We start from the raw sequence: 20,779 nt of genomic DNA, 5'->3' as shown, positions 1-20,779 counted from the left end.
CAATTATATTGTGGGCATGCCTTCTATCGTTACCTTAATCTCGGGCCGCGGATCTAATTTCGAGGCCATCGTCAAAACCGCTCAAAAAGAGCAATGGCCAGTCACTTTTGCCGGGGTAATAGCGAATCACTCAGCGGCTAAGGGCCTTGATTTTGCTCGCTCGCAGGGCATCCCAGCATTTGCAATCGAGCACAAAGAACACGCTACCCGTGAGTCTTTCGATGCAGCCCTCATTCAGCAGATCGATGCCTTGGGGGCGGATTTAGTGGTTCTTGCCGGATTTATGAGAATTTTGACCCCTGGATTTATCCGTCATTTTGAGGGTCGCTTAATCAATATCCACCCAGCCCTGCTGCCCGCCTTCCCAGGTTTACATACCCATGAGCGGGCCTTAGAGGCTGGAGTCAAGGAGCATGGCGCTACTGTCCACTTTGTGAATGAGGGCGTAGATGAGGGGCCGATTATTTGTCAGGCCTCAGTTCCAGTGCTTGAGGGGGACAATGCAGATACCTTGGCAGCTCGAGTTTTGACTGCTGAGCATCAAATTTACCCGCGGGCCGTAAAATGGTTCCTTGATGGACGATTGCGAATTGAAGGTAATCAAGTGAAGTTACAACCCCCGGAGTCGCAATTTTTTAAATTATGAGTGCAGAACGTCCACCCCGCAGATCTGGTAGCAGACTAGCGCCCCACAAAAGTTACGCAGCGAAATCGAAAGATCCATTGCGTCGCCCTGAGCGTCGCAATGCCAGCGGTAATTTAATTGCGCCTGAAGGCCAAAAGAATTTTTCCAATGCAAAAGCATTGCCACAACATGCAATTCATCTGGAGCGCTTGCTTCCAGAGCTGCTCAGTTTTGAGCAGCCGGCCGACCGAGTAGTCAGTCGTTATTTCAGAGAAGAGAAACAGCTTGGAAATCGTGACCGTGCTTTGATTGCGGAAAGTGCATTTGCGATTCTGCGTCGTAAAAATGAGTTCTCACAATTTGCCTCAAGCGGTGAAGGCTCGCAGGCTAGACGCTTAGCCCTATTAGGTTTGCTGTCCGCTTTGTCTGAAGGCGGTTTGGGTTCTGCCAACCGTGCTGAGAGCGCTATTGCCGATTTAGCCCATGTATTAAAAGCGGGTGAGTATGAATGGTTGCAACGTTTTGCAACAGTTGATCCTGCTGCTTTAAATCCTCTCGTTCGTAATAATTTGCCTGAGTGGTTGTGGGATGCGTTTGGTAAATATCCTGGTGAAGATGCTCGTGAAGAACTTGCGCAATCTTTAATGCATTCAGCGCTGTTAGATTTGCGTGCGAATACTATGAAAACCAATCGCGAGGAATTGCTCGCGCAGATGAATGCATTGGGTGGGCGCTATCAAGCAATTCCAACACCGTATGCGCCCGATGGTGTGCGCATTATGGGTAAGCCTGCATTGCAGAATACAGCTGGGTTTAAAGCAGGCATGTTTGAAGTGCAAGATGAAGGCAGTCAACTCTTGGCTTATCTGCTTGCACCAAAGCGCGGTGAAATGGTTGTGGACTTTTGCGCTGGTGCTGGGGGTAAGACTTTGGCAATTGGAGCCATCATGCGCTCTACAGGGCGCTTGTACGCTTTAGATACATCCGAGCGCCGTTTGGCGAACTTGAAGCCAAGACAAGCCCGTAGCGGCCTTTCTAACGTGCATCCAGTGTGGATTGATAGTGAGAATGACGCCAAGATCAAGCGCCTTGCCGGAAAGATTGATAGGGTTCTAGTAGATGCCCCTTGCAGTGGCATGGGTACTCTACGAAGAAATCCGGATTTGAAATGGCGCCAAACCCCAGAGGGCGTTTTGGAATTAAATCAAAAGCAAATGAGCATATTGCACTCGGCTGCCCGACTATTAAAGCCAGGTGGACGCCTAGTTTATGCAACCTGCAGCCTATTGCCTCAAGAGAATCAGGCGATTGCTGAGGATTTTCTGGCAAAACACCCGCAATTTGAGGTCGTTCCTGCTGCAGAAGTTCTTAAGTCATTGTTTCCAAAGGAAAAATTGCCTTTAGGGTGCAGCCCAGACAACCCATGGTGGCAGCTATGGCCACATATTCATGGAACAGACGGCTTTTTTGGTGCAGTTTTCCAAAAGAAAGCCGCTGTCCCAACCCCTGAATCCGAAAAAGACGAGCAAAAAGAGACTAAGGTCAAAACCAAGAAGGCTCCTAAAGAACTAAAATAAGGGTTTAGACCTCTTTAGGGAATCCCTTTTGAATACAGTTTCAGGTTTTGATTTATTCCTCCACTGGCTTGCCAATGGATATTTGGATTGGTCTTGGTGGAAGATCGTTGTTTTCACCCTGATAGCCACTCACATCACGATTGCTGCTGTCACTATTTTCTTGCACCGTTGCCAAGCACACCGTGCTTTAGATCTTCACCCTATTGCTTCTCATTTCTTCCGTTTATGGCTCTGGTTAACAACCGGTATGGTGACCAAAGAGTGGGCTGCGATTCATCGTAAGCATCATGCGAAATGTGAAACTGTAGATGATCCACATAGCCCTCAGGTTTTGGGAATCAACACAGTACTTTCTCGTGGTGCCGAGTTGTATAAAAAAGAAGCCGCCAATCAAGAGACTCTCGATAAGTTTGGGCATGGCACTCCAAATGACTGGATTGAGCGCAATATCTACTCTAAGTTTTCTTGGCAGGGCGTTGCGATCATGCTCATCGTCGATGTATTTTTATTTGGCGCGATCGGCCTAACAGTTTGGGCAGTCCAAATGTTGTGGATTCCAATCACTGCTGCTGGTGTGATTAATGGCATTGGTCACTACTGGGGCTATCGCAACTTCGATTGCGAAGATGCCTCCACAAATATTGTTCCCTGGGGAATTCTGATTGGCGGTGAAGAACTGCACAACAATCATCACACTTTTGCAACCAGCGCAAAGCTATCGAATAAATGGTACGAGTTCGACATCGGTTGGATGTATATCCAGATCATGAGTGCTGTTGGTTTAGCGACCGTGAAAAAGACTCCCCCTAAACCGGTGCTGAGTGATTTGCGTCCTGCCGACCAACATACGCTCGAAGCAATCATTGCAAATCGCTATGAAATCATGGCTCGCTATAGCAAGACATTGCGTAGTTTCTTTAGCAATGAAGTTCAACACATGCAGGTCTTAGCGGCACACTTAAGTGATGCTCGCATCTGGCTGGCTAAAGATGAGTCTCGTTTAACTGAGCGAGAGAAATTAAAGCTGGAAGAGTTAATGGCAAGCAACGCCCAATTGCGTAAGATGATTGAAATGCGTCGTGAGTTGCAAGCTATCTGGAGTCGCTCTTCATCTACCAAAGAGCAATTACTTTCTCAGTTGCACGCTTGGTGTCAGCATGCAGAAGAGAGTGGCTTAACTAGCTTACGTGAGTTCTCTTTGAGATTGCGTCGTTATGCTTAAGTGAATTTGTAGACAATAAAAAACCCGCTGATGTAGCGGGTTTTTTATTTGCTGAAGCAGTAATTACTTCAACTTTGTTTCTTTGTAAGCAACGTGCTTGCGAATGGTTGGATCGAACTTCATGATTTCCATTTTCTCAGGCTTTGTACGCTTGTTTTTTGAAGTAGTGTAGAAGTGACCAGTACCTGCTGATGACTCTAACTTAATTTTTTCTCTGCCGCCTTTAGCCATTTGTGCGCTCCTTAAATTTCGCCACGTGCACGGAGATCAGACAACACAGCATCGATGCCGTTCTTGTCGATAACGCGCAAACCAGCATTGGTTAAGCGCAAGCTAATCCAACGGTTTTCAGATTCAACCCAGAAACGACGGTTTTGCAAATTCGGCAAAAAGCGACGCTTCGTTTTATTGTTTGCATGGGATACATTGTTGCCAACCATCGGCTTCTTCCCAGTGACTTGGCAAACTTTTGCCATGACATAACTCCATTAATTGCGAAAAAAGAAGATTGTATCAGTCCCAGCCTATTTTGGGCTAGCTCTAATTGTCTTGAGTGCACGGGATTTAGGTTTCCAAGACACTCAAATATCTAAAATAAGCCAATAAGTTAGTGATTACTATCATTTATTAGCTTTTCCCATAAGGCCTGCATCAGAAAAAGAGAAAAAACCGCTACCACTCACAATGCAGTGATCCAAAAGTTGAATATCTACCAATTGGAGTGCATCTGCGAGCAACTTTGTCAGTTCTTGATCTGCTCCGCTAGGCAATGGATTGCCGCTAGGGTGGTTATGAGCCACGATCAGGGCGCTGGCGTTTTTTGCTAGGGCCTCTTTGAGGATCTCTCGGGGGTAAATAGCAGTTTGGGCAATGGAGCCCCTAAAAAGCTCCTGACATTCAATAAGGTGCAGGCGGGAATCTAAGTAAAGACAGAGAAAGACCTCGTGGGGGAGGCGGCCAATTTTGGCCTGCAAGAACTCTCTAACATGGTTGGGTGATGAAAAGATGGGGTCCTGGGTAAGACCATCCTCCAAGCTTCGCTTCACAAGCTCGTAAGCCGCCTGAATTTGAGACCACTTAGATAGACCCATGCCGTGAATCTGGGTTAATTCTTGAGGGCTGCTGGCCAGTAGCCGTGGAAGGCTCCCAAAGTGATGTAGTAGGTCCTTAGCGAGGGCTACAGCACTTTTCCCCTTGACGCCCACTCGTAGAAAAATAGCCAGTAGTTCAGCATCGGAGAGTGCCGCAGCTCCTTTTGCGCGAAGCTTTTCTCTGGGCTGCTCATTTTTGGGCCAGCCCGTGATGGGGGAGTGCACAGCTAGCGCCGGCCTAGATACAATCACCTTATGACTAAGCTTACTGTTTTGCCTAACTCCTACTTGACTCTCAACTATCGACTCACTTTGCCTAGTGGGGAGGATTACATCAATACTTTTGTCGATCGACCTGCGACGGTTTTGATGGGGTCTGGCCAATTTGCTCCTTGTTTCGAAAAAGTTTTACTTGGTTTGAGTGTTGGCGAGAAAAAAAGTGCGCTACTTGCTCCTGAAGAAAGTTTTGGCGAGCGCAAAGAGGATTTAGTGCAATGGGTTTCTCTTAAAGCGCTAAAAGAGGGTCGCGATGACGACGTGGAATTTAATCCTGGAGATGTAATTGAGTTCAATGCCCCAGGGGGTGCTCAATATGCAGGTGTTTTGCAATCGATTGATGATGAGGGTGCGTGGTTTGATTTCAATCACCCTCTCGCGGGTAGGCCAGTAACTTTTGAAGCTGAGATTGTGGCAATTCTGTAAAAGATGAGTGATTTTAATAACGCAGAAATTTTGATGGCGCAACCGCGTGGTTTTTGCGCGGGCGTCGATCGTGCAATCAATATTGTCAATGAGGCTCTTAATCGTTTTGGTGCGCCAATTTATGTGCGTCATGAAATTGTGCATAACGCATATGTAGTTAATGAGCTGCGCGATAAGGGCGCAGTATTCGTAGATGAATTGCATGAAGTTCCCAAGGGTGGCATTGTTGTATTTAGCGCTCACGGTGTTTCTCAAGAAGTGCGCAAAGATGCTGAAGCAAGAGGTTTGCAGGTCTACGACGCCACATGTCCTTTGGTCACTAAGGTCCATCTTGAGGTCGTCAAAATGTGTAAAGAGGGTTATACCGTTTTGATGATCGGTCATGCCGGGCACCCAGAGGTTGAGGGAACTATGGGTCAAGTAAAAGAAGGCGTATTTTTGGTTGAGAAGCTCGACGATGTGGGCGCGTTACCATTTTCAGCAAATGAGAAAATGGCTTTTGTTACCCAAACAACACTTTCTGTTGATGAGACCAAAGAAATTGTTGAAGCCTTAACGACAAAGTTTCCCAATATTGTCCAACCTCGCAAACAAGATATTTGTTATGCCACTCAGAATCGTCAAGATGCTGTGAAATTTATGGCGCCTCAAGTTGAGGTTGTTATTGTGGTGGGTAGCGCCTCAAGCTCGAACTCTAATCGCTTGCGAGAGCTGGCTGAAAAGCTTGGCGTTCCCTCCTACATGGTGGATTCCCCAGAGCAACTTAAACCAGAATGGTTCGCTGGCAAAAAGCGAGTTGGTTTGACGGCGGGTGCTTCTGCGCCAGAAAGTTTGGCGCAGTCTATTGTGAGTCGCATTCAGGAGTTTGGTCCGCGACATGTTCGCGCACTTGATGGTGTAGTCGAAGATGTCACCTTTTCTTTACCCAAAAATTTAGTTGATTGAAGTATCTATTCATAACAGAGGAGCTGTACATGAACAAACCTAAGATTGGCTTTACAAGAAGTGCTATTGCTTTAGCGGTTTCAGCGTTCCTATTGGCCGCTTGCGGCAAAGGTGGCGAGAAGTCTGCGGCAGCTCCCGCGGATGGTATCGAAGTGAAGATTGGGCATGTCGCTCCTTTGACTGGGCCTATTGCGCACTTGGGTAAAGATAATGAGAATGGCGCGCGCTTAGCTCTCGAAGAAATTAATAAAGCAGGCTTAACGATTGATGGAAAAAAAGTAGTGCTGACTTTAGTGCCTGAAGATGATGCTGAAGATCCAAAGACTGCTACTCAAGTTGCTCAAAAGCTGGTGGATGCCAAAGTAGTTGGCGTAGTAGGACACTTAAATTCTGGGACCAGTATTCCTGCCTCACGCATTTATAGCGATGCAGGTATTACCCAGGTATCACCATCAGCAACGAATCCTGATTACACCAAACAAGGATTTAAGACGACTTATCGCTTAGTAGCAACCGACGCACAACAAGGCCCAGCCTTGGCTAATTATGTTGCGAATACTTTGAAGGCAAAAACGGTGGCCATCATTGATGACTCTACTCAGTACGGCAAAGGCCTGGCTGATGAATTTGAGAAAACCATCAAAGCGGCTGGCATAAAAGTCGTTACTCGCGAAGCAAGCAATAACAAGGCAACTGATTTCAAGGCCATCTTGACGAAGATTAAGGGTAGCAAACCAGATGTCATCATGTATGGCGGTATGGATGCGACCGGTGGCCCACTAACAAAACAGGCTGCTGAGCTTGGTATTAAGGCAAAGGTTGTTGGTGGTGATGGCATGTGCACCGAGAAGCTTGCTGAGTTGGCTGGTGAGGCGGTGGTGAATGTGACTTGTTCTGAAGCGGGTATGGCCTTGTCAAAGATGGCTCAAGGCGCTGACTTCCAAAAGCGTTACAAAGAACGCTTTAATTCAGATGTACAGATTTATGCGCCGTTTACTTATGATGCTGTCTATGTCTTGGTAGATTCTATGAAGCGCTCAAACTCAACTGATCCTGCAAAGATTTTGGCTGCAATGCCTGATACGAAAATGCAGGGCTTAGTAGGTAATATTGCTTTTGATAATAAGGGTGATATGAAAGAAGGCGTGATCACCTTATACGACTTCAAAGATAAGAAGAAAAATGTTCTTGATGTCATTAAGATGTAATGACACCCCAATAAAAAATGGCGCCGCTTCTGCGGTGCTATTTTTTTATAAAGCCCCAATCAATTTACATACCTAATGGATATCCTTCTTCAGCAGATTATCAATGGCTTGGTGCTTGGCAGCATCTATGCCTTGATCGCCTTGGGGTACACCATGGTCTATGGGGTGCTGGGGATTATCAATTTTGCCCATGGCGAAGTATTGATGATTGGCGCAATGGTTTCGCTTTCCTTATTGCGTTTGATCTTGAGCTTGACCAGTGACTTGCCCGGCTGGCTCACGCTTCTGATTGTTTTGCCTGTGACGATGGCGGTCTGCGCTGGATTGAGCTATTGGATTGAGCGAATTGCTTATCGCCCTCTGCGTAATGCGCCGCGCTTGGCACCACTGATATCTGCTATTGGTATGTCTATTTTGTTGCAAACGATTGCGATGATGATTTGGTCACGCAATCCTATGACCTATCCACAATTACTACCGTCAGCTCCCATTGATTTATGGGGCAGTGGCGCGACGATTACTGGAAAAGAAATCGTGATCATCATAGTTGCTTTGGCGGTGATGGCTGGCTTATTGTTCTTGGTAGAAAAAACAAAGCTTGGTAGGGCAATGCGCGCTACTGCCGAGCAAACCCAAATTGCTGCGCTCATGGGCGTCAATCCCAATCGCGTGATCTCCATTACCTTTATGTTGGGTGGCGCATTAGCGGGTTTAGCGGGAGTTATGATTGCCAGCAACTATGGCAATGTCCATTTTTACATGGGGTTCATTCCAGGGCTTAAAGCATTTACTGCTGCCGTTCTGGGTGGCATCGGAAATTTGCAGGGTGCCATGTTGGGTGGTCTGCTATTAGGCCTGATTGAATCTTTAGGCGCCGGATATATTGGCGAGCTTACTGGTGGAGTATTTGGATCCAACTATCAGGATATTTTTGCTTTCTTAGTATTAATCTTGGTTTTGGTTTTGCGGCCGACTGGTTTATTGGGCGAGAAGGTTTCGGATCGTGCTTAAAAGTCTTGTCTTGAATCGCCTTAGTAATACCGCTTATCTATGGCTAGGAGTCATTGCTTTAGTACTCCTGCCTTGGGTGGTGGGTGCAGGTGGTGGTAACTATTGGGTTCGGGTACTCGACTTTGCCTTGCTTTATATCGTTCTTGCTTTAGGTTTAAACGTAGTTGTTGGGTTTGCGGGTCTTTTGGATTTGGGTTACATCGCCTTTTATGCATTAGGCGCCTATAGCTTTGCTTTATTGGCGTCCCCTCATCTGCCAACCCAGTTTGAAAGTATTGCGGCGAGCTTTCCAGAGGGTATGCACTTTTCACCTTGGATGGTTGCCGTGTTCTCGATTATTTTGGCGGCCCTATTTGGATTGATCTTAGGTCTACCTACTTTGCAATTGCGCGGAGATTACTTGGCGATTGTTACTTTGGGTTTTGGTGAAATTATTCGTATCTTTATGAATAACTTAGACCGCCCTTTAAATCTTACCAATGGTCCCAAGGGAATTTCAGGAATTGATCCGATTCAATTATTTGGCATTTCATTTACAAAGCCCTTGGATTTAGGTTTTATACAAATCCCCGGTTTGTATTTAGTGTTTTACTTATTTCTTGCGCTGGCAATTGCAGTTGCCATTGTTTGTTTACATCTACAAGATTCCCGTATTGGGCGTGCTTGGATTGCGATTCGTGAAGACGAGATTGCCGCTAAAGCGATGGGTATTAATACTCGTAATATGAAATTACTCGCTTTTGCTATCGGCGCTTCTTTTGCTGGCGTGGCAGGAGTGCTGTTTTCAGCTTTTCAGGGATTTGTTTCTCCTGAGTCATTTACTCTTTGGGAGTCCATCGTAGTCTTGGCTATGGTGGTTTTAGGGGGTATCGGACATATTCCAGGAGTGATTTTGGGCGCCATACTATTAGCGGTATTTCCGGAAGTATTACGCGGCATTGCTCAGCCGGTTCAGCAGTTTTTATTTGGCCATGTGATTGTTGATGTAGAAATCATTCGCCAACTCATTTATGGCTTGGCTTTAATTTTGATCATGCTCTATCGTCCAGGCGGCATTTGGCAAAAGAGTGGGGCAAGGTAATGACGAGTTCCGATCACTTGCTTCTTGATGTCACGGATGTTTCAAAGCGCTTTGGGGGTGTACAAGCGCTGGACTCTGTTGGCTTGCAGGTGGCGCATGATTCAATCGTCGGATTGATCGGTCCCAATGGTGCTGGCAAGACAACCTTTTTTAATGTCATCACTGGTTTGTATCCTGCAGACTCAGGAATCTTTTTGTTCGACGGTCAATCCTATTTTCCAGAGTCTGTATCTGAAGTCACCAAATCTGGTCTGGCTCGAACATTTCAAAACATTCGTCTGTTCGGTGAAATGTCTGTTTTAGAAAATGTGATGGTAGGTTGCCATTGCCGCACTAAAGCTGGTTTGCTAGGCGCGATCTTTCGCTTTCCATCGACCAAGCGTGAAGAGCGCGCCATCAGAGAAAAGGCCCAACAACTCTTGGCTTATGTTGGTCTGGGTGAGTTTGCCAATATGCAGGCGCGAAATCTTTCCTACGGACATCAGCGCCGCCTTGAGATTGCAAGAGCATTAGCGACTGAGCCTAAGCTCCTGGCTCTGGATGAGCCTGCTGCCGGTATGAATGCCACTGAAAAACTTGAGTTGCGTGAGTTATTGCTGCGCATTCGCGCTGATGGTAAAACCATTTTATTGATTGAACATGATGTCAGCTTGGTAATGGGAATTTGCGATAGTCTGACCGTCCTCGATTACGGCAAAGTGATTGCCTCAGGAAAACCTGCCGACGTGCGCACACATCCTGAAGTCATTAAGGCTTATCTTGGGCAAGGAGCTGCATGATGAGCGCTTTGTTGAATATAAAAGATCTCAAGGTATCCTATGGCGGCATCAATGCTGTTAAAGGAATTGATCTGCATGTCAATCAATGCGAACTTGTTGCCTTGATTGGAGCGAATGGTGCAGGAAAAAGTTCAACCCTAAAAGCAATTTCTGGTTTACTAACTCCATCGGCTGGCGAGATTCATTTTGTGAACCAAGAAACTAAAAAGTTGCCTGCCTATGAATTGGTTCGCCTAGGTCTGGGTATGGTGCCGGAAGGGCGAGGTGTTTTTAAGCGCATGACGATTTTGGAGAATCTCCAGATGGGCGCCTATTTAAAGACAAACCCTAAAGATATCGAGCTCAAACTAGAAGAGGTGTACTCGTATTTTCCAAGACTCAAAGAGCGCTTATCTCAGTTGGCAGGCACGCTGTCTGGCGGTGAGCAGCAGATGGTAGCAATGGGCAGGGCAATGATGGCCGAGCCTCAGTTATTGCTGTTGGATGAGCCATCTATGGGCTTGTCACCCATCATGGTTGAGACGATTTTTGATGTTGTTCGTAGCCTATCTGCGAGCGGGATGACTATTTTGCTAGTAGAGCAAAATGCACGCTTAGCTCTTCAGATGGCAGACCGTGCTTATGTGATGGAGAGTGGTTTGATTACTCTCGATGGGTCTGGCAAGGAATTGCTAGAAGACTCAAGAGTAAAAACTGCCTACCTTGGTGAATAAATAGGCAGCTATATTACGGCTGGTTTTAAGCTACCTCTTTCAGTAACTCACGCAGCATATTGCACATCTGACGAATCTCATCATCAGGCACATTCAAAGCCGGCATAAAGCGTAATAAGTTAGGTCTTGGGGAGTTGATCAACAGACCTTCAGGGTTACGATCACGCGCAAGTTCAACTAGCTTTGGACCAATGTCTTTTCCAAGCATTAAGGCCCTTAATAATCCTTCACCACGCTCACCTTCCAGATTGAACTCGGTTACCAGCTTGAGCAATTCAGATTTAAGCAATTCACCTTTGGCTTTAACGCTATCCAAAAATCCTGGAGCTAAAAGTTGCTCAATGACACTAATCCCTACAGCGGTCATTAAGGGGTTGCCGTTATAGGTCCCGCCTTGATCGCCAGGTACAAAGCAAGCCACAGCATCGGTAGCCAATAAGGCTGCCAATGGAACGCCTCCACCAATACCTTTACCCAAAGTCATAATGTCTGGCTCGATACCATAGTGCTGGTAGGCAAAGAGGGTGCCAGTACGGCCACAGCCTGCTTGCACTTCATCAGCAATTAAAAGAATGTTGTTTTCTTTGGTAAACTTGCGCAGTTCGCGCATAAATTCTTTCGTAGCGGGAATGACGCCACCTTCACCCTGTACTGGCTCGAGCATGACTGCAACCGTTTTATCGGTTACCAGCTTTTTCACAGACTCCAAATCATTTAAATCTGCCTTTGGAAAGCCTGCGACCTGTGGCGCAAACATCGTATCCCAGTTTGGCTTACCGGAAGCGCTCATCGTCGCTAATGTGCGTCCGTGGAAACTATGATCAAAGGTGATGATTTCAAAGGCGCCAGCCTTATGAAGCTGACCCCACTTGCGAGCTAATTTAATAGCGCCTTCATTAGCCTCAGCTCCGCTATTAGCAAAGAATACTTTGTTAAAGCAACTATTTTCTGTAAGTAGGTTTGATAAACCAATCATGGGTTCGTTGTAGAACGCAGGACTTGGATTAATCAACTTCTTTGCTTGTGCATTCAGCGCCTCAATCATTCCTAGATTTCCATGGCCCAAGCAGTTCACCGCCCAACCTTGCAGGAAGTCCAAGTAGCGTTTGCCATTGTTGTCTGTTAGCCATGAGCCCTCACCTTCAACCATCACAACCTCTGGACGTGGGGTAATAAACATGACTGAGTGGGTATCAATAGTCTGAAGTGGCTTATTCATGCTGGTATTGGCGGAGAAGTTAATAAGGGTAAATAAGGTATCTATTATCCCGCTGATTTGACTTTGCGGTTCCTAAGCTGTTACTAAATCTGCTGCGCTAGTGAAGGAATCTGCGAAGAACTCTTCCTCAGGCAGTTGACACTTGGCTGAGAAGTCATTTCTGGCGGCATTGACCATGACTGGGGCGCCACAAGCATAGACTTGAAAGCCCTTCATATCGGGATGATCAGCCATCACAGCTTGATGTACAAAACCCGATCTACCTTGCCAGCCATCTTCTGCGAGTGCATCTGAAATTACCGGTATGTATTTAAAGTCGGTTGTCTCTTTTTCCCAGGATTGGCATAAGTCACTCAAATACAAATCACCAGGGCGACGTCCACCCCAGTAAAGATGAATTGGTCGATGAATCTTCTTGGCTCGCATTTGTTCGATGATGGATTTGATGGGCGCAAAGCCAGTGCCAGCAGCGACAAAGATGATGGGTTTCTTAGAGTCTTCTCTTAAAAAGAAACTTCCCAGGGGCCCTTCAAAGCGCAAGATATCTTTTTCTTTTAAAGCAGGCGTAGCGGCGCCAAATACAAAGTCAGTAAACAAACCGCCAGGTAAATGGCGAATATGCAACTCAAGCGGGCCCTCTTGTTCGGGTGCATTGGCAATAGAGTAAGCGCGACGCTGCCCATCTTTGAGAAGAAACTCAAGATACTGACCGGCTAGAAACTGAAAGCGTTCGGCGGCAGGTAACTGCAGCTTCAGAATGGCGACATCGTCGCTTGGTTTGCTAATGGTATTAACGCGACAAGGTACTTTACGAATAGCAATATCACCAGCCCCTTGAACTTCACGGGCTTCAATGAGGAGATCGGATTGAGGGTGGGAGCAGCAAAACAAAATCCCACCAGCGGTTTCGTCAGCCTTGCTAAGAGCACTTTCGCTATGCTGTCCGTGGGTCACTTGACCTTCTACGACTTTGCCTTTGCAGGAGCCACAGGCACCATTTTTACAGCCATAGGGTAAATTGATTCCTTGACGTAGAGCGGCCTCCAGGACATTCTCATCTGGATTGACGGTAAATTGTTTGCCGCTCGTTTTGAGCGTGACTTGATAAGACACTCTCATTCCTTTCAATAAATCGTTACGATGTCACTTATGCAATCTTTTGGTAAACCTTCAATCCTGATTATTGGCTGCGGAGATATTGGTCTTCGGGTAGCCAAGCAGCTCTCGCGAAGCCATCGTGTTTTTGCACTTACTTCTCAGCAGAGACGCTTTCAGGAGCTGAGGGAGGTGGGCGCGACTCCTATTTTGGGTAACCTGGATAAACCAGAGTCTTTATGGCGCCTGGCCGGTTTAGCGCAAACCGTGATTCATTTGGCACCACCTCAAAATAGTGGAAATCGCGATTGCCGAACCCGCAACCTAATTCGAATTTTAGCCCAAGGCTCTAATGCCGTCAGGCGCCTGATCTATATCAGTACTACCGGCGTCTATGGGGATCATCGGGGTGCTAAGGTGACTGAAATCACACCAGTAAACCCCCAAAGCGAGCGTGCCAAAAGAAGGGTGGATGCTGAGCAAGCAATTCGCTTGTGGGGACCTGCAAATGGTGTAGCGGTAACGATTTTGCGTGTCCCTGGTATTTATGCCGCTGATCGTTTGCCAATAGAGCGCTTGGAATCTCAAACTCCGGCGTTGCTCCCTGAGGAAGATGCTTACTCCAATCATATTCACAGTGATGATTTAGCCAGATTGGTTTGTGCGGCGGTGTATCACGGGAAACCTCAGCGCATCATTAATGCCTGCGATGGTGGCGAAACGAAGATGGGCGATTACTTTGATGAAGTCGCAGATGCATTTGGGCTAGAAAGACCGACTCGATTGCCTGGTAATGAATTGCAGAAAATTGTTAGTCCGATGCTGTGGTCATTTATGCGCGAATCTCGAAGGGTAACTAATGCTCGTTTGCCCGAGCTGAAAACTCCCCTACGCTATCCCAGCGTAAGAGATTTTTTGAAAACTATTTCCAAGAATCCTTAAGTCCAACTGTTCGGTTAAATACTGGTTTGCCGGGCAGAGAATCTTTTTGATCGGCAACAAAATATCCATGGCGCTCAAACTGAAAGCGATCTTCTGCTTTAGCATCCTTCATGCAGGGTTCTAAATAGGCGGCAATAGTTTGTTTGGAGTTTGAATTAATTGCATCCAAGAAATTCTTATCACCGCTGTCTGGATGAGGGTCGCTAAAGAGGTGGTCATATAGACGTACTTCTGCAGGTATAGCCTCGGCAGCGCTAATCCAATGGATATTGCCTTTGACCTTGTAATTATTGGAGCCTGGCGTCCCGCTCTTGCTGTCTGGGAAGTGGGTAACGTTTACTTGCGTCACATTACCTTGAGCATCAGTTTCAAAGCCTGTGCACTCAACTACAAAGCCATGGCGTAAGCGCACACGACTGCCAGGTTGATCGCCAATTGGTGGGTAGAGTCTGAAGAATCCCTTGATTGGTTCTTGCATAAAGTCATCTGCTTCAATCCACAACTCGCGTGTGAAATTAAACTCACGATTGCCCCATTCTGGATGATTGGGATGACGTGGTGCAGAGCATGCCTCTTTTGCTGAGGTATCAAAGTTTTCCACTACAAGCCTGAGTGGTTTCAGTACTGCAGTAGCGCGTGGCGCTCTGACTTCAAGATCATCGCGAAGCGCTTGATCAAGAGTGCTCATATCAATCCAGCTGTCTGCCTTAGAAACGCCAATGCGTTCACAGAACAAACGAATACTTTCTGGGGTGTAGCCGCGACGACGGATGCCTACGATGGTTGGCATACGCGGATCATCCCAGCCTTCAACATGCTTTTCTTCCACCAGTTGCAATAACTTGCGTTTGCTGGTGATGGTATAGGTCAGATTGAGGCGAGCGAATTCATACTGATGCGGTACTGGATCTTTAAATACGCCCAATTCTTTTAGGGAATTCACAATCCAGTCATACAGTGGGCGGTTGTTCTCGAACTCCAATGTGCATATGGAATGGGAGACATTTTCAAGTGCATCAGAGATGCAGTGAGTGAAGTCGTATAAAGGGTAGATGCACCATTTGTTGCCCGTACGATGGTGGTCGGTATGGCGAATGCGATAAACAACAGGATCGCGCATCACGATATTCGGATGCGTCATATCAATCTTTAGGCGCAGTACATGTTCACCGTCTTTAAATTTGCCATCGCGCATCTCGCGAAAGAGGACAAGATTTTCTTCTGGGCTACGATCGCGATAAGGGCTGTTTTTTCCTACTTGCCCAAAGTTGCCGCGATTGGTATGGATATCATCAGCGCTCTGGCTATCAACATACGCTTTGCCATTTTGAATCAAAATCTCAGCAAACTCATAGAGGCGATCAAAGTAATCGCTTGCATGATAAAGATGGGTTCCCCAATTAAAGCCTAACCACTTCACCGCATCCAAAATACTATCGGCGTACTCAACATCTTCTTTGACTGGATTGGTATCGTCCAGGCGCATATTGCAGCGCGCGCCACCAGCTTGATTGTTGTAATCAGCCGCTAAGCCAAAGTTCAAACAAATGCTTTTAGCGTGACCAATGTGTAAATAGCCATTCGGCTCAGGCGGAAAACGGGTAATGATCGATGGAATAGCTTCGCCCGCCAAATTAGTGCGCTGTGAAAAAGCTCCGCTTGCCAAATCATGATCAATGATCTGGCGTAAGAAATTAGACGGTTCGGCTATTACGCCGTTATTGGCTTTGGAGGGTTTGCTATCTTGGGACATAGCCACATTGTAGAGAAAACCCTTGGCCCATAAAGAAAAAGCCCGCAAATTGCTGCGGGCTTGTTTCTGGAGAGGTGGCGAGAATTAATCTTCCACGAATGCCTCTTCGCGAGTCTTCTTCACCGCTGGTAGAGCCACGATCACTACCAAAAGGGCAGCTGCAATCAGCAATCCCAAGGAAAGCGGGCGGGTTACGAAGGTTGTGAAGTCGCCGCGAGATAACAATAGGGCGCGACGGAAGTTCTCTTCCATCATTGGCCCGAGCACGAAGCCCAATAGCAATGGAGGAGGTTCGCAACCGAGCTTGAAGAACAAGTAACCAATCAAGCCAAAGCCCGCAGTTACATATACGTCAAACACAGTGTTATTCACGGTGTATACGCCGATACAGCAGAACACCAAAATCGCTGGGTAGAGGAAGCGATAAGGAATCTTCAAGAGCTTTACCCAGATACCAATCAAAGGTAAGTTCAAGAGAATCAACATCACGTTACCAATCCACATGGAGGCGATCAGACCCCAGAACAGCGCTGGGTTGCTGGTCATTACTTGTGGACCTGGTTGAATGTTATGAATGGTCATTGCGCCAACCATCAACGCCATCACAGCATTTGGTGGAATACCCAAAGTCAATAATGGAATGAATGAGGTTTGAGCAGCAGCATTGTTTGCTGCCTCAGGACCAGCAACACCCTCAATCGCGCCTTTGCCGAATTCATGGCTGTACTTGGATGATTTCTTCTCAACAGAGTAAGCGCCAAATGCTGCTAAAGCTGCGCCGCCGCCCGGCAGAATGCCCAAGATAGAACCAATAGTTGTACCGCGCAAGATAGAAGGAATCATGCGCTTCACATCATTCTTGGTGGGCACCATGCTGGTGAGTTTATTGAGGAAGCCTTCGTCGTCACCAGTCTTTTCAAGGTTACCCATGATCTCAGCAAAGCCGAATACACCCATCGCTACAGCTACGAAGCCGATACCATCGCTGAGCTCAGGAATGTCAAACGCATAACGTGATACACCTGAGTTCACGTCAGTGCCAATCAAGCCCATCAAGAGACCCAAGATGATCATGCCAATCGCTTTGATCAAAGAGCCGGATGCCAGTACCACCGCACCAATTAAGCCCAAGACCATTAACGAGAAGTATTCGGCGGGGCCAAACTTAAATGCGAGTTGAGATAGTGGTGCAGCAAAAGCAGCCAATACTAAAGTTGCTACGCAACCAGCGAAGAATGAACCCATGCCAGCGGTAAACAATGCAACACCAGCTCGGCCATTGCGGGCCATTTGGTAGCCATCGATCGCCGTCACCACCGACGACGTCTCCCCTGGAATGTTGAGTAAAATCGCTGTGGTGGAACCACCGTACTGTGAGCCGTAATAAATACCAGCCAACATAATCAAGGCAGCGATCGGAGGTAATGCATAGGTTGCTGGCAATAACATCGCAATTGTTGCGATTGGGCCAAGACCTGGCAATACTCCAATCAAGGTTCCCAAGATACAGCCGATTAGGCAGTACATTAGGTTTTGTAATGTGAACGCGGTATCGAAACCGAGAGCTAAGTTAGTGAATAAATCCATTTTTCAGAGTCCCGGTTCGTTATTGTTGTAGGAATACAGGCAGGAGTGGGAACTGAAGTTTCAGGCCCAACACAAACACTGAATAAGTAAATGTCACCAAGAAGGCTGCATTAATCGCAGTGCCCTTCCAGGTAAATTCTCTGCTGGCGCTAGCGGCAACAAAAACCAATACGACTATGGCAACCAAGAATCCCATGCGTGGAAGCAATAAGCCATAAAGCACTACTGCGCCAGTAATTTGCGCCATGATGCGCCAATTAAATTTAGGGATGGATTCAATCGCTGCTTTGGCACCAAAGGCCTTAACTGCCACTAAAAGGCCTAATAGGAACATTAAGATGCCTAAATAGAACGGGAAATAGCCTGGACCCATTTTGGCAGCAGTTCCCATTGGGTAGTTTGTGGCCATGATGGCGAAGAAGAGGCCAATGACCATATACATGATCCCGGCCCCAAAATCCCGTTGATTGCGAATTTTCAAGTTGCTCTCCTTGTTGTCGACTTAACTGCCGATTTTTATTGATGTTGTGGGATTGTAAGGCAGGTTTGGGGCTTCTTACCTAGCGTTTGCCCTAGGCTAGTGCCAATGCGATAATTATCGGCATGAAAGTCTCCCAAATTCGCCAGGCGTACCTGGATTTCTTCTCCCAAAAAGGCCACCAAATCGTCCCGTCCAGCCCGGTAGTGCCGGGGGATGACCCAACCCTGCTATTTACCAATGCGGGTATGAACCAGTTCAAGGACGTGTTTTTAGGGTTCGATAAGCGCCCTTATAACCGCGCTACGACTGCTCAAAAGTGCATCCGGGCAGGCGGTAAACATAATGACTTGGATAACGTGGGCTATACCGCCCGCCATCACACCTTTTTTGAAATGCTGGGAAATTTCTCATTTGGGGACTATTTCAAGAAGGAAGCCATTCAATTTGCCTGGGACTTATTGACCCAGACTTTTAAATTGCCCAAAGAAAAACTCTTGGTTACCGTCTACGCAGAAGACGATGAAGCTTTTGAGATTTGGAATAAGCAGATTGGCATTCCAGTCGATCGCATCATTCGCATTGGTGACAACAAGGGCGGGCGTTACGCATCAGATAATTTTTGGATGATGGGTGATACAGGCCCATGCGGACCATGCACTGAGATTTTTTACGATCACGGCGATCATATTGCTGGCGGCCCTCCTGGAAGCCCGGATGAAGATGGTGATCGTTATATCGAAATTTGGAATAACGTTTTCATGCAGTTCAACCGAGATGAAGCAGGCGTGATGCATCCGCTGCCTAAGCCAAGTGTTGATACGGGTATGGGTCTTGAGCGTATTGCTGCAGTGTTGCAGCATGTTCACTCCAATTATGAAATTGACCTCTTTGTCAATCTTCTCAAGGCTTCGAAGGAAGCGGTAGATGCTGCTGGCGGTGAAAATTGTGATGCAGACAGTCCTTCACTCAAAGTGATTGCTGACCATATTCGTGCGTGTAGCTTTATCGTGGTAGACGGTGTCATTCCTGGTAATGCAGGGCGCGGTTATGTCTTGCGTCGTATTGCGCGTCGGGCAATACGACATGGCTATAAGTTGGGCGCACGCAAACCATTCTTCTATCAATTAGTTCCTGCGCTTGTAAAAGAGATGGGTGATGCTTATCCAGAGTTGCGCGCTGCACAAGATAAAGTGAGTGAAGTTATCAAGCAAGAAGAAGAGCGCTTCTTCCAAACTATTGCTAACGGCATGGAAATTTTGGATGGTGCTCTAGCTGGCGGTGCAAAAGTGGTTGATGGTGAAACTGCATTCCGCTTGCATGATACTTTTGGTTTCCCATTGGACTTAACTGCTGACGTTTGTCGTGAGCGTGGTGTGACGGTGGATAGTGAGGGCTTTGAAGTAGCGATGCAAAAGCAGCGCGACCAAGCTAGAGCAGCCGGTAAGTTCAAGGTGGCTCAAGGCTTAGATTATAAAGGCACGCCAACCCAATTTCATGGTTACGACACCTTAAAACATGACGGCGCAAAAGTAACTGCCCTTTATGTGGATGGTTCAGCAGTGTCATCCGTTAAAGCGGGTGATGCAGCCGTGATTGTTTTAGATAACACTCCTTTTTACGCAGAATCTGGTGGTCAGGTTGGCGACAAAGGCGAACTCCGCAATGAAAGCATCCGTTTTGCCGTAGAAGATACTTTCAAGATTCAAGCGGATGTATTTGGTCATCAGGGCGAGGTACTGGAGGGCGAGCTCAAAGTGGGTGATGTACTCAATGCAATCGTGGATACCCAACACAGAACCGATACGATGCGCAATCACAGTGCGACACATATCTTGCATAAAGCATTACGTGAAGTATTGGGCGATCATGTTCAGCAAAAAGGTTCTTTGGTGGACGCCAATAAGACCCGTTTTGACTTTACGCACAACGCACCGATAACTGCAGAGCAAATCCGCCGCATTGAAGATATTGTTAACCAAGAGATTTTGGAAAATACAGCAACTTTAGGCAAGGTTATGTCTTTGGATGATGCGCAAAAGACAGGCGCCATGATGCTCTTTGGGGAGAAGTACGGTGATGAGGTGCGCGTGCTCGAGATCGGCTCTTCTAAAGAGCTCTGTGGTGGCACGCACGTATCACGTACCGGAGATATTGGTAGCTTAAAGATTGTTTCTGAAGGCGGTGTTGCTGCTGGCATTCGTCGCGTTGAGGCAGTGACTGGCAATAATGCATTGCAGTTCTTGCAAGGCTTGGAAGACAAAATTAATGAAGCTGCAGCGATTCTGAAAACCCATCCGGGTGATTTAGTGAATCGTGTGGCACAGCTCCAGGAAAGTCTGCGCCAAGCTGAGCGTGAGTTAGAAAAAGTGAACTCCAAACTAGCCGCAAGCCAGGGTGATGAGTTGGCTGGACAAGCAATTGACGTCAATGGCATCAAAGTGCTTGCTGCTCGTCTGGATGGCGCAGATGCGGGTGTGCTTCGTGAAACTATGGATGCTCTCAAAGCTAAGCTCAAGACCGCCGCCATTGTGTTGGCATCAGTTCAGGGCGATAAAGTGAGTTTGATTGCTGGTGTAACAGCTGATTCGATTGGCAAAGTGAAAGCAGGCGACCTCGTGAACTTTGTAGCTCAGCAAGTCGGTGGCAAGGGTGGCGGCAAGCCTGAGATGGCGATGGCCGGCGGTACTGATCCTAGTAAGTTAGGCGCTGCTTTGGCAGGCGTTAAAGATTGGGTAGCAAGTAAATGAG

General features: G+C 47.0%; 20 protein-coding genes. 12 read left to right on the top strand and 8 right to left on the bottom strand.

The window, feature by feature from the left end:
* Window positions 1-16 precede the first annotated feature (16 nt).
* From purN to PKF022_RS08020, 3 genes are read left to right on the top strand one after another with little or no spacing between them, the layout of a single operon-like run.
* Window positions 17-646, top strand: coding sequence for a phosphoribosylglycinamide formyltransferase (gene purN, locus PKF022_RS08030; protein ID WP_281776519.1), 630 nt, complete (start codon window positions 17-19; stop codon window positions 644-646).
* Window positions 643-2,202 carry an RsmB/NOP family class I SAM-dependent RNA methyltransferase gene (locus PKF022_RS08025; RefSeq protein WP_281776518.1) on the top strand — a complete coding sequence of 520 codons (1,560 nt, stop codon included), beginning with the start codon at window positions 643-645 and terminating at the stop codon, window positions 2,200-2,202. Before purN ends, PKF022_RS08025 begins: the two co-directional genes overlap by 4 nt.
* Before the next feature lie 28 nt (window positions 2,203-2,230).
* Window positions 2,231-3,424 carry an acyl-CoA desaturase gene (locus PKF022_RS08020; RefSeq protein ID WP_281776517.1) on the top strand — a complete coding sequence of 398 codons (1,194 nt, stop codon included), beginning with the start codon at window positions 2,231-2,233 and terminating at the stop codon, window positions 3,422-3,424.
* 63 nt (window positions 3,425-3,487) lie between these two features.
* On the opposite strand, the gene rpmG is transcribed toward PKF022_RS08020, so the two are convergent.
* The 3 genes from rpmG to radC form a co-directional block, all read right to left on the bottom strand.
* Window positions 3,488-3,655: a 50S ribosomal protein L33 gene (rpmG, locus tag PKF022_RS08015; protein WP_015421876.1), complete on the bottom strand. Its 168-nt coding sequence runs from the start codon at window positions 3,653-3,655 to the stop codon at window positions 3,488-3,490.
* A gap of 11 nt (window positions 3,656-3,666) precedes the next feature.
* Window positions 3,667-3,900: a 50S ribosomal protein L28 gene (rpmB, locus tag PKF022_RS08010; RefSeq protein WP_011903570.1), complete on the bottom strand. Its 234-nt coding sequence runs from the start codon at window positions 3,898-3,900 to the stop codon at window positions 3,667-3,669.
* Between the two features lie 144 nt (window positions 3,901-4,044).
* Window positions 4,045-4,740, bottom strand: a complete 696-nt coding sequence (gene radC, locus PKF022_RS08005) for a DNA repair protein RadC (RefSeq protein WP_281776516.1) — start codon at window positions 4,738-4,740, stop codon at window positions 4,045-4,047.
* Window positions 4,741-4,770: 30 nt separating this feature from the next.
* Here radC and PKF022_RS08000 point away from each other — a divergent pair, with 30 nt between their 5' ends.
* The 7 genes from PKF022_RS08000 to PKF022_RS07970 all read left to right on the top strand — a co-directional run bounded on the left by PKF022_RS08000 (window position 4,771) and on the right by PKF022_RS07970 (window position 10,954).
* Window positions 4,771-5,217 (top strand): FKBP-type peptidyl-prolyl cis-trans isomerase, encoded by a 447-nt coding sequence (locus tag PKF022_RS08000; RefSeq protein WP_216230793.1) that lies wholly within the window; start codon window positions 4,771-4,773, stop codon window positions 5,215-5,217.
* A 3-nt stretch (window positions 5,218-5,220) separates the two neighbouring features.
* A complete protein-coding gene (gene ispH, locus PKF022_RS07995) occupies window positions 5,221-6,162 on the top strand; it encodes a 4-hydroxy-3-methylbut-2-enyl diphosphate reductase (RefSeq protein ID WP_281776515.1) in 942 nt (313 codons plus the stop codon).
* 29 nt (window positions 6,163-6,191) lie between these two features.
* A complete protein-coding gene (locus PKF022_RS07990) occupies window positions 6,192-7,370 on the top strand; it encodes a branched-chain amino acid ABC transporter substrate-binding protein (protein WP_281776514.1) in 1,179 nt (392 codons plus the stop codon).
* A gap of 75 nt (window positions 7,371-7,445) precedes the next feature.
* Window positions 7,446-8,381, top strand: a complete 936-nt coding sequence (locus PKF022_RS07985) for a branched-chain amino acid ABC transporter permease (RefSeq protein WP_216230790.1) — start codon at window positions 7,446-7,448, stop codon at window positions 8,379-8,381.
* 10 nt (window positions 8,382-8,391) lie between these two features.
* Window positions 8,392-9,462: an ABC transporter ATP-binding protein gene (locus PKF022_RS07980; RefSeq protein WP_281777489.1), complete on the top strand. Its 1,071-nt coding sequence runs from the start codon at window positions 8,392-8,394 to the stop codon at window positions 9,460-9,462.
* Window positions 9,462-10,241: an ABC transporter ATP-binding protein gene (locus PKF022_RS07975; protein ID WP_281776513.1), complete on the top strand. Its 780-nt coding sequence runs from the start codon at window positions 9,462-9,464 to the stop codon at window positions 10,239-10,241. The genes PKF022_RS07980 and PKF022_RS07975 overlap by 1 nt, the downstream gene beginning before the upstream one ends.
* Window positions 10,238-10,954 carry an ABC transporter ATP-binding protein gene (locus PKF022_RS07970; RefSeq protein WP_281776512.1) on the top strand — a complete coding sequence of 239 codons (717 nt, stop codon included), beginning with the start codon at window positions 10,238-10,240 and terminating at the stop codon, window positions 10,952-10,954. The genes PKF022_RS07975 and PKF022_RS07970 overlap by 4 nt, the downstream gene beginning before the upstream one ends.
* Window positions 10,955-10,979: 25 nt before the next feature.
* On the opposite strand, the gene PKF022_RS07965 is transcribed toward PKF022_RS07970, so the two are convergent.
* A complete protein-coding gene (locus tag PKF022_RS07965) occupies window positions 10,980-12,173 on the bottom strand; it encodes an acetylornithine transaminase (protein WP_281776511.1) in 1,194 nt (397 codons plus the stop codon).
* A 72-nt stretch (window positions 12,174-12,245) separates the two neighbouring features.
* Entirely contained in the window at window positions 12,246-13,286 is a 1,041-nt protein-coding gene (locus tag PKF022_RS07960) for a CDP-6-deoxy-delta-3,4-glucoseen reductase (protein WP_281777488.1), read from the bottom strand.
* Between the two features lie 27 nt (window positions 13,287-13,313).
* On the opposite strand from PKF022_RS07960, the gene PKF022_RS07955 reads away from it, so the two are divergent.
* On the top strand, window positions 13,314-14,210 hold the full coding sequence (locus PKF022_RS07955) for an SDR family oxidoreductase (RefSeq protein ID WP_281776510.1): 897 nt from the start codon (window positions 13,314-13,316) through the stop codon (window positions 14,208-14,210).
* Here the strand turns inward: PKF022_RS07955 and PKF022_RS07950 are convergent.
* The 3 genes from PKF022_RS07950 to PKF022_RS07940 all read right to left on the bottom strand — a co-directional run bounded on the left by PKF022_RS07950 (window position 14,191) and on the right by PKF022_RS07940 (window position 18,031).
* A complete protein-coding gene (locus PKF022_RS07950) occupies window positions 14,191-15,963 on the bottom strand; it encodes a glutamine--tRNA ligase/YqeY domain fusion protein (RefSeq protein ID WP_281776509.1) in 1,773 nt (590 codons plus the stop codon). The genes PKF022_RS07955 and PKF022_RS07950 overlap by 20 nt on opposite strands.
* Window positions 15,964-16,047: 84 nt before the next feature.
* On the bottom strand, window positions 16,048-17,550 hold the full coding sequence (locus PKF022_RS07945; RefSeq protein WP_281776508.1) for a tripartite tricarboxylate transporter permease: 1,503 nt from the start codon (window positions 17,548-17,550) through the stop codon (window positions 16,048-16,050).
* Window positions 17,551-17,569: 19 nt separating this feature from the next.
* Window positions 17,570-18,031: a tripartite tricarboxylate transporter TctB family protein gene (locus tag PKF022_RS07940; protein ID WP_216212359.1), complete on the bottom strand. Its 462-nt coding sequence runs from the start codon at window positions 18,029-18,031 to the stop codon at window positions 17,570-17,572.
* A 122-nt stretch (window positions 18,032-18,153) separates the two neighbouring features.
* On the opposite strand from PKF022_RS07940, the gene alaS reads away from it, so the two are divergent.
* A complete protein-coding gene (alaS, locus tag PKF022_RS07935) occupies window positions 18,154-20,778 on the top strand; it encodes an alanine--tRNA ligase (protein WP_281776507.1) in 2,625 nt (874 codons plus the stop codon).
* The last annotated feature ends 1 nt before the right edge of the window (window position 20,779 follow it).

Origin of the sequence: Polynucleobacter sp. KF022 (genome assembly GCF_027924105.1) — a bacterium.
In the GTDB taxonomy this organism is placed as follows: Bacteria; Pseudomonadota; Gammaproteobacteria; order Burkholderiales; family Burkholderiaceae; genus Polynucleobacter.
The sequence above is the reverse complement of the archived record's forward strand: the minus strand, read 5'-3'. Positions and strand labels throughout refer to the sequence as shown.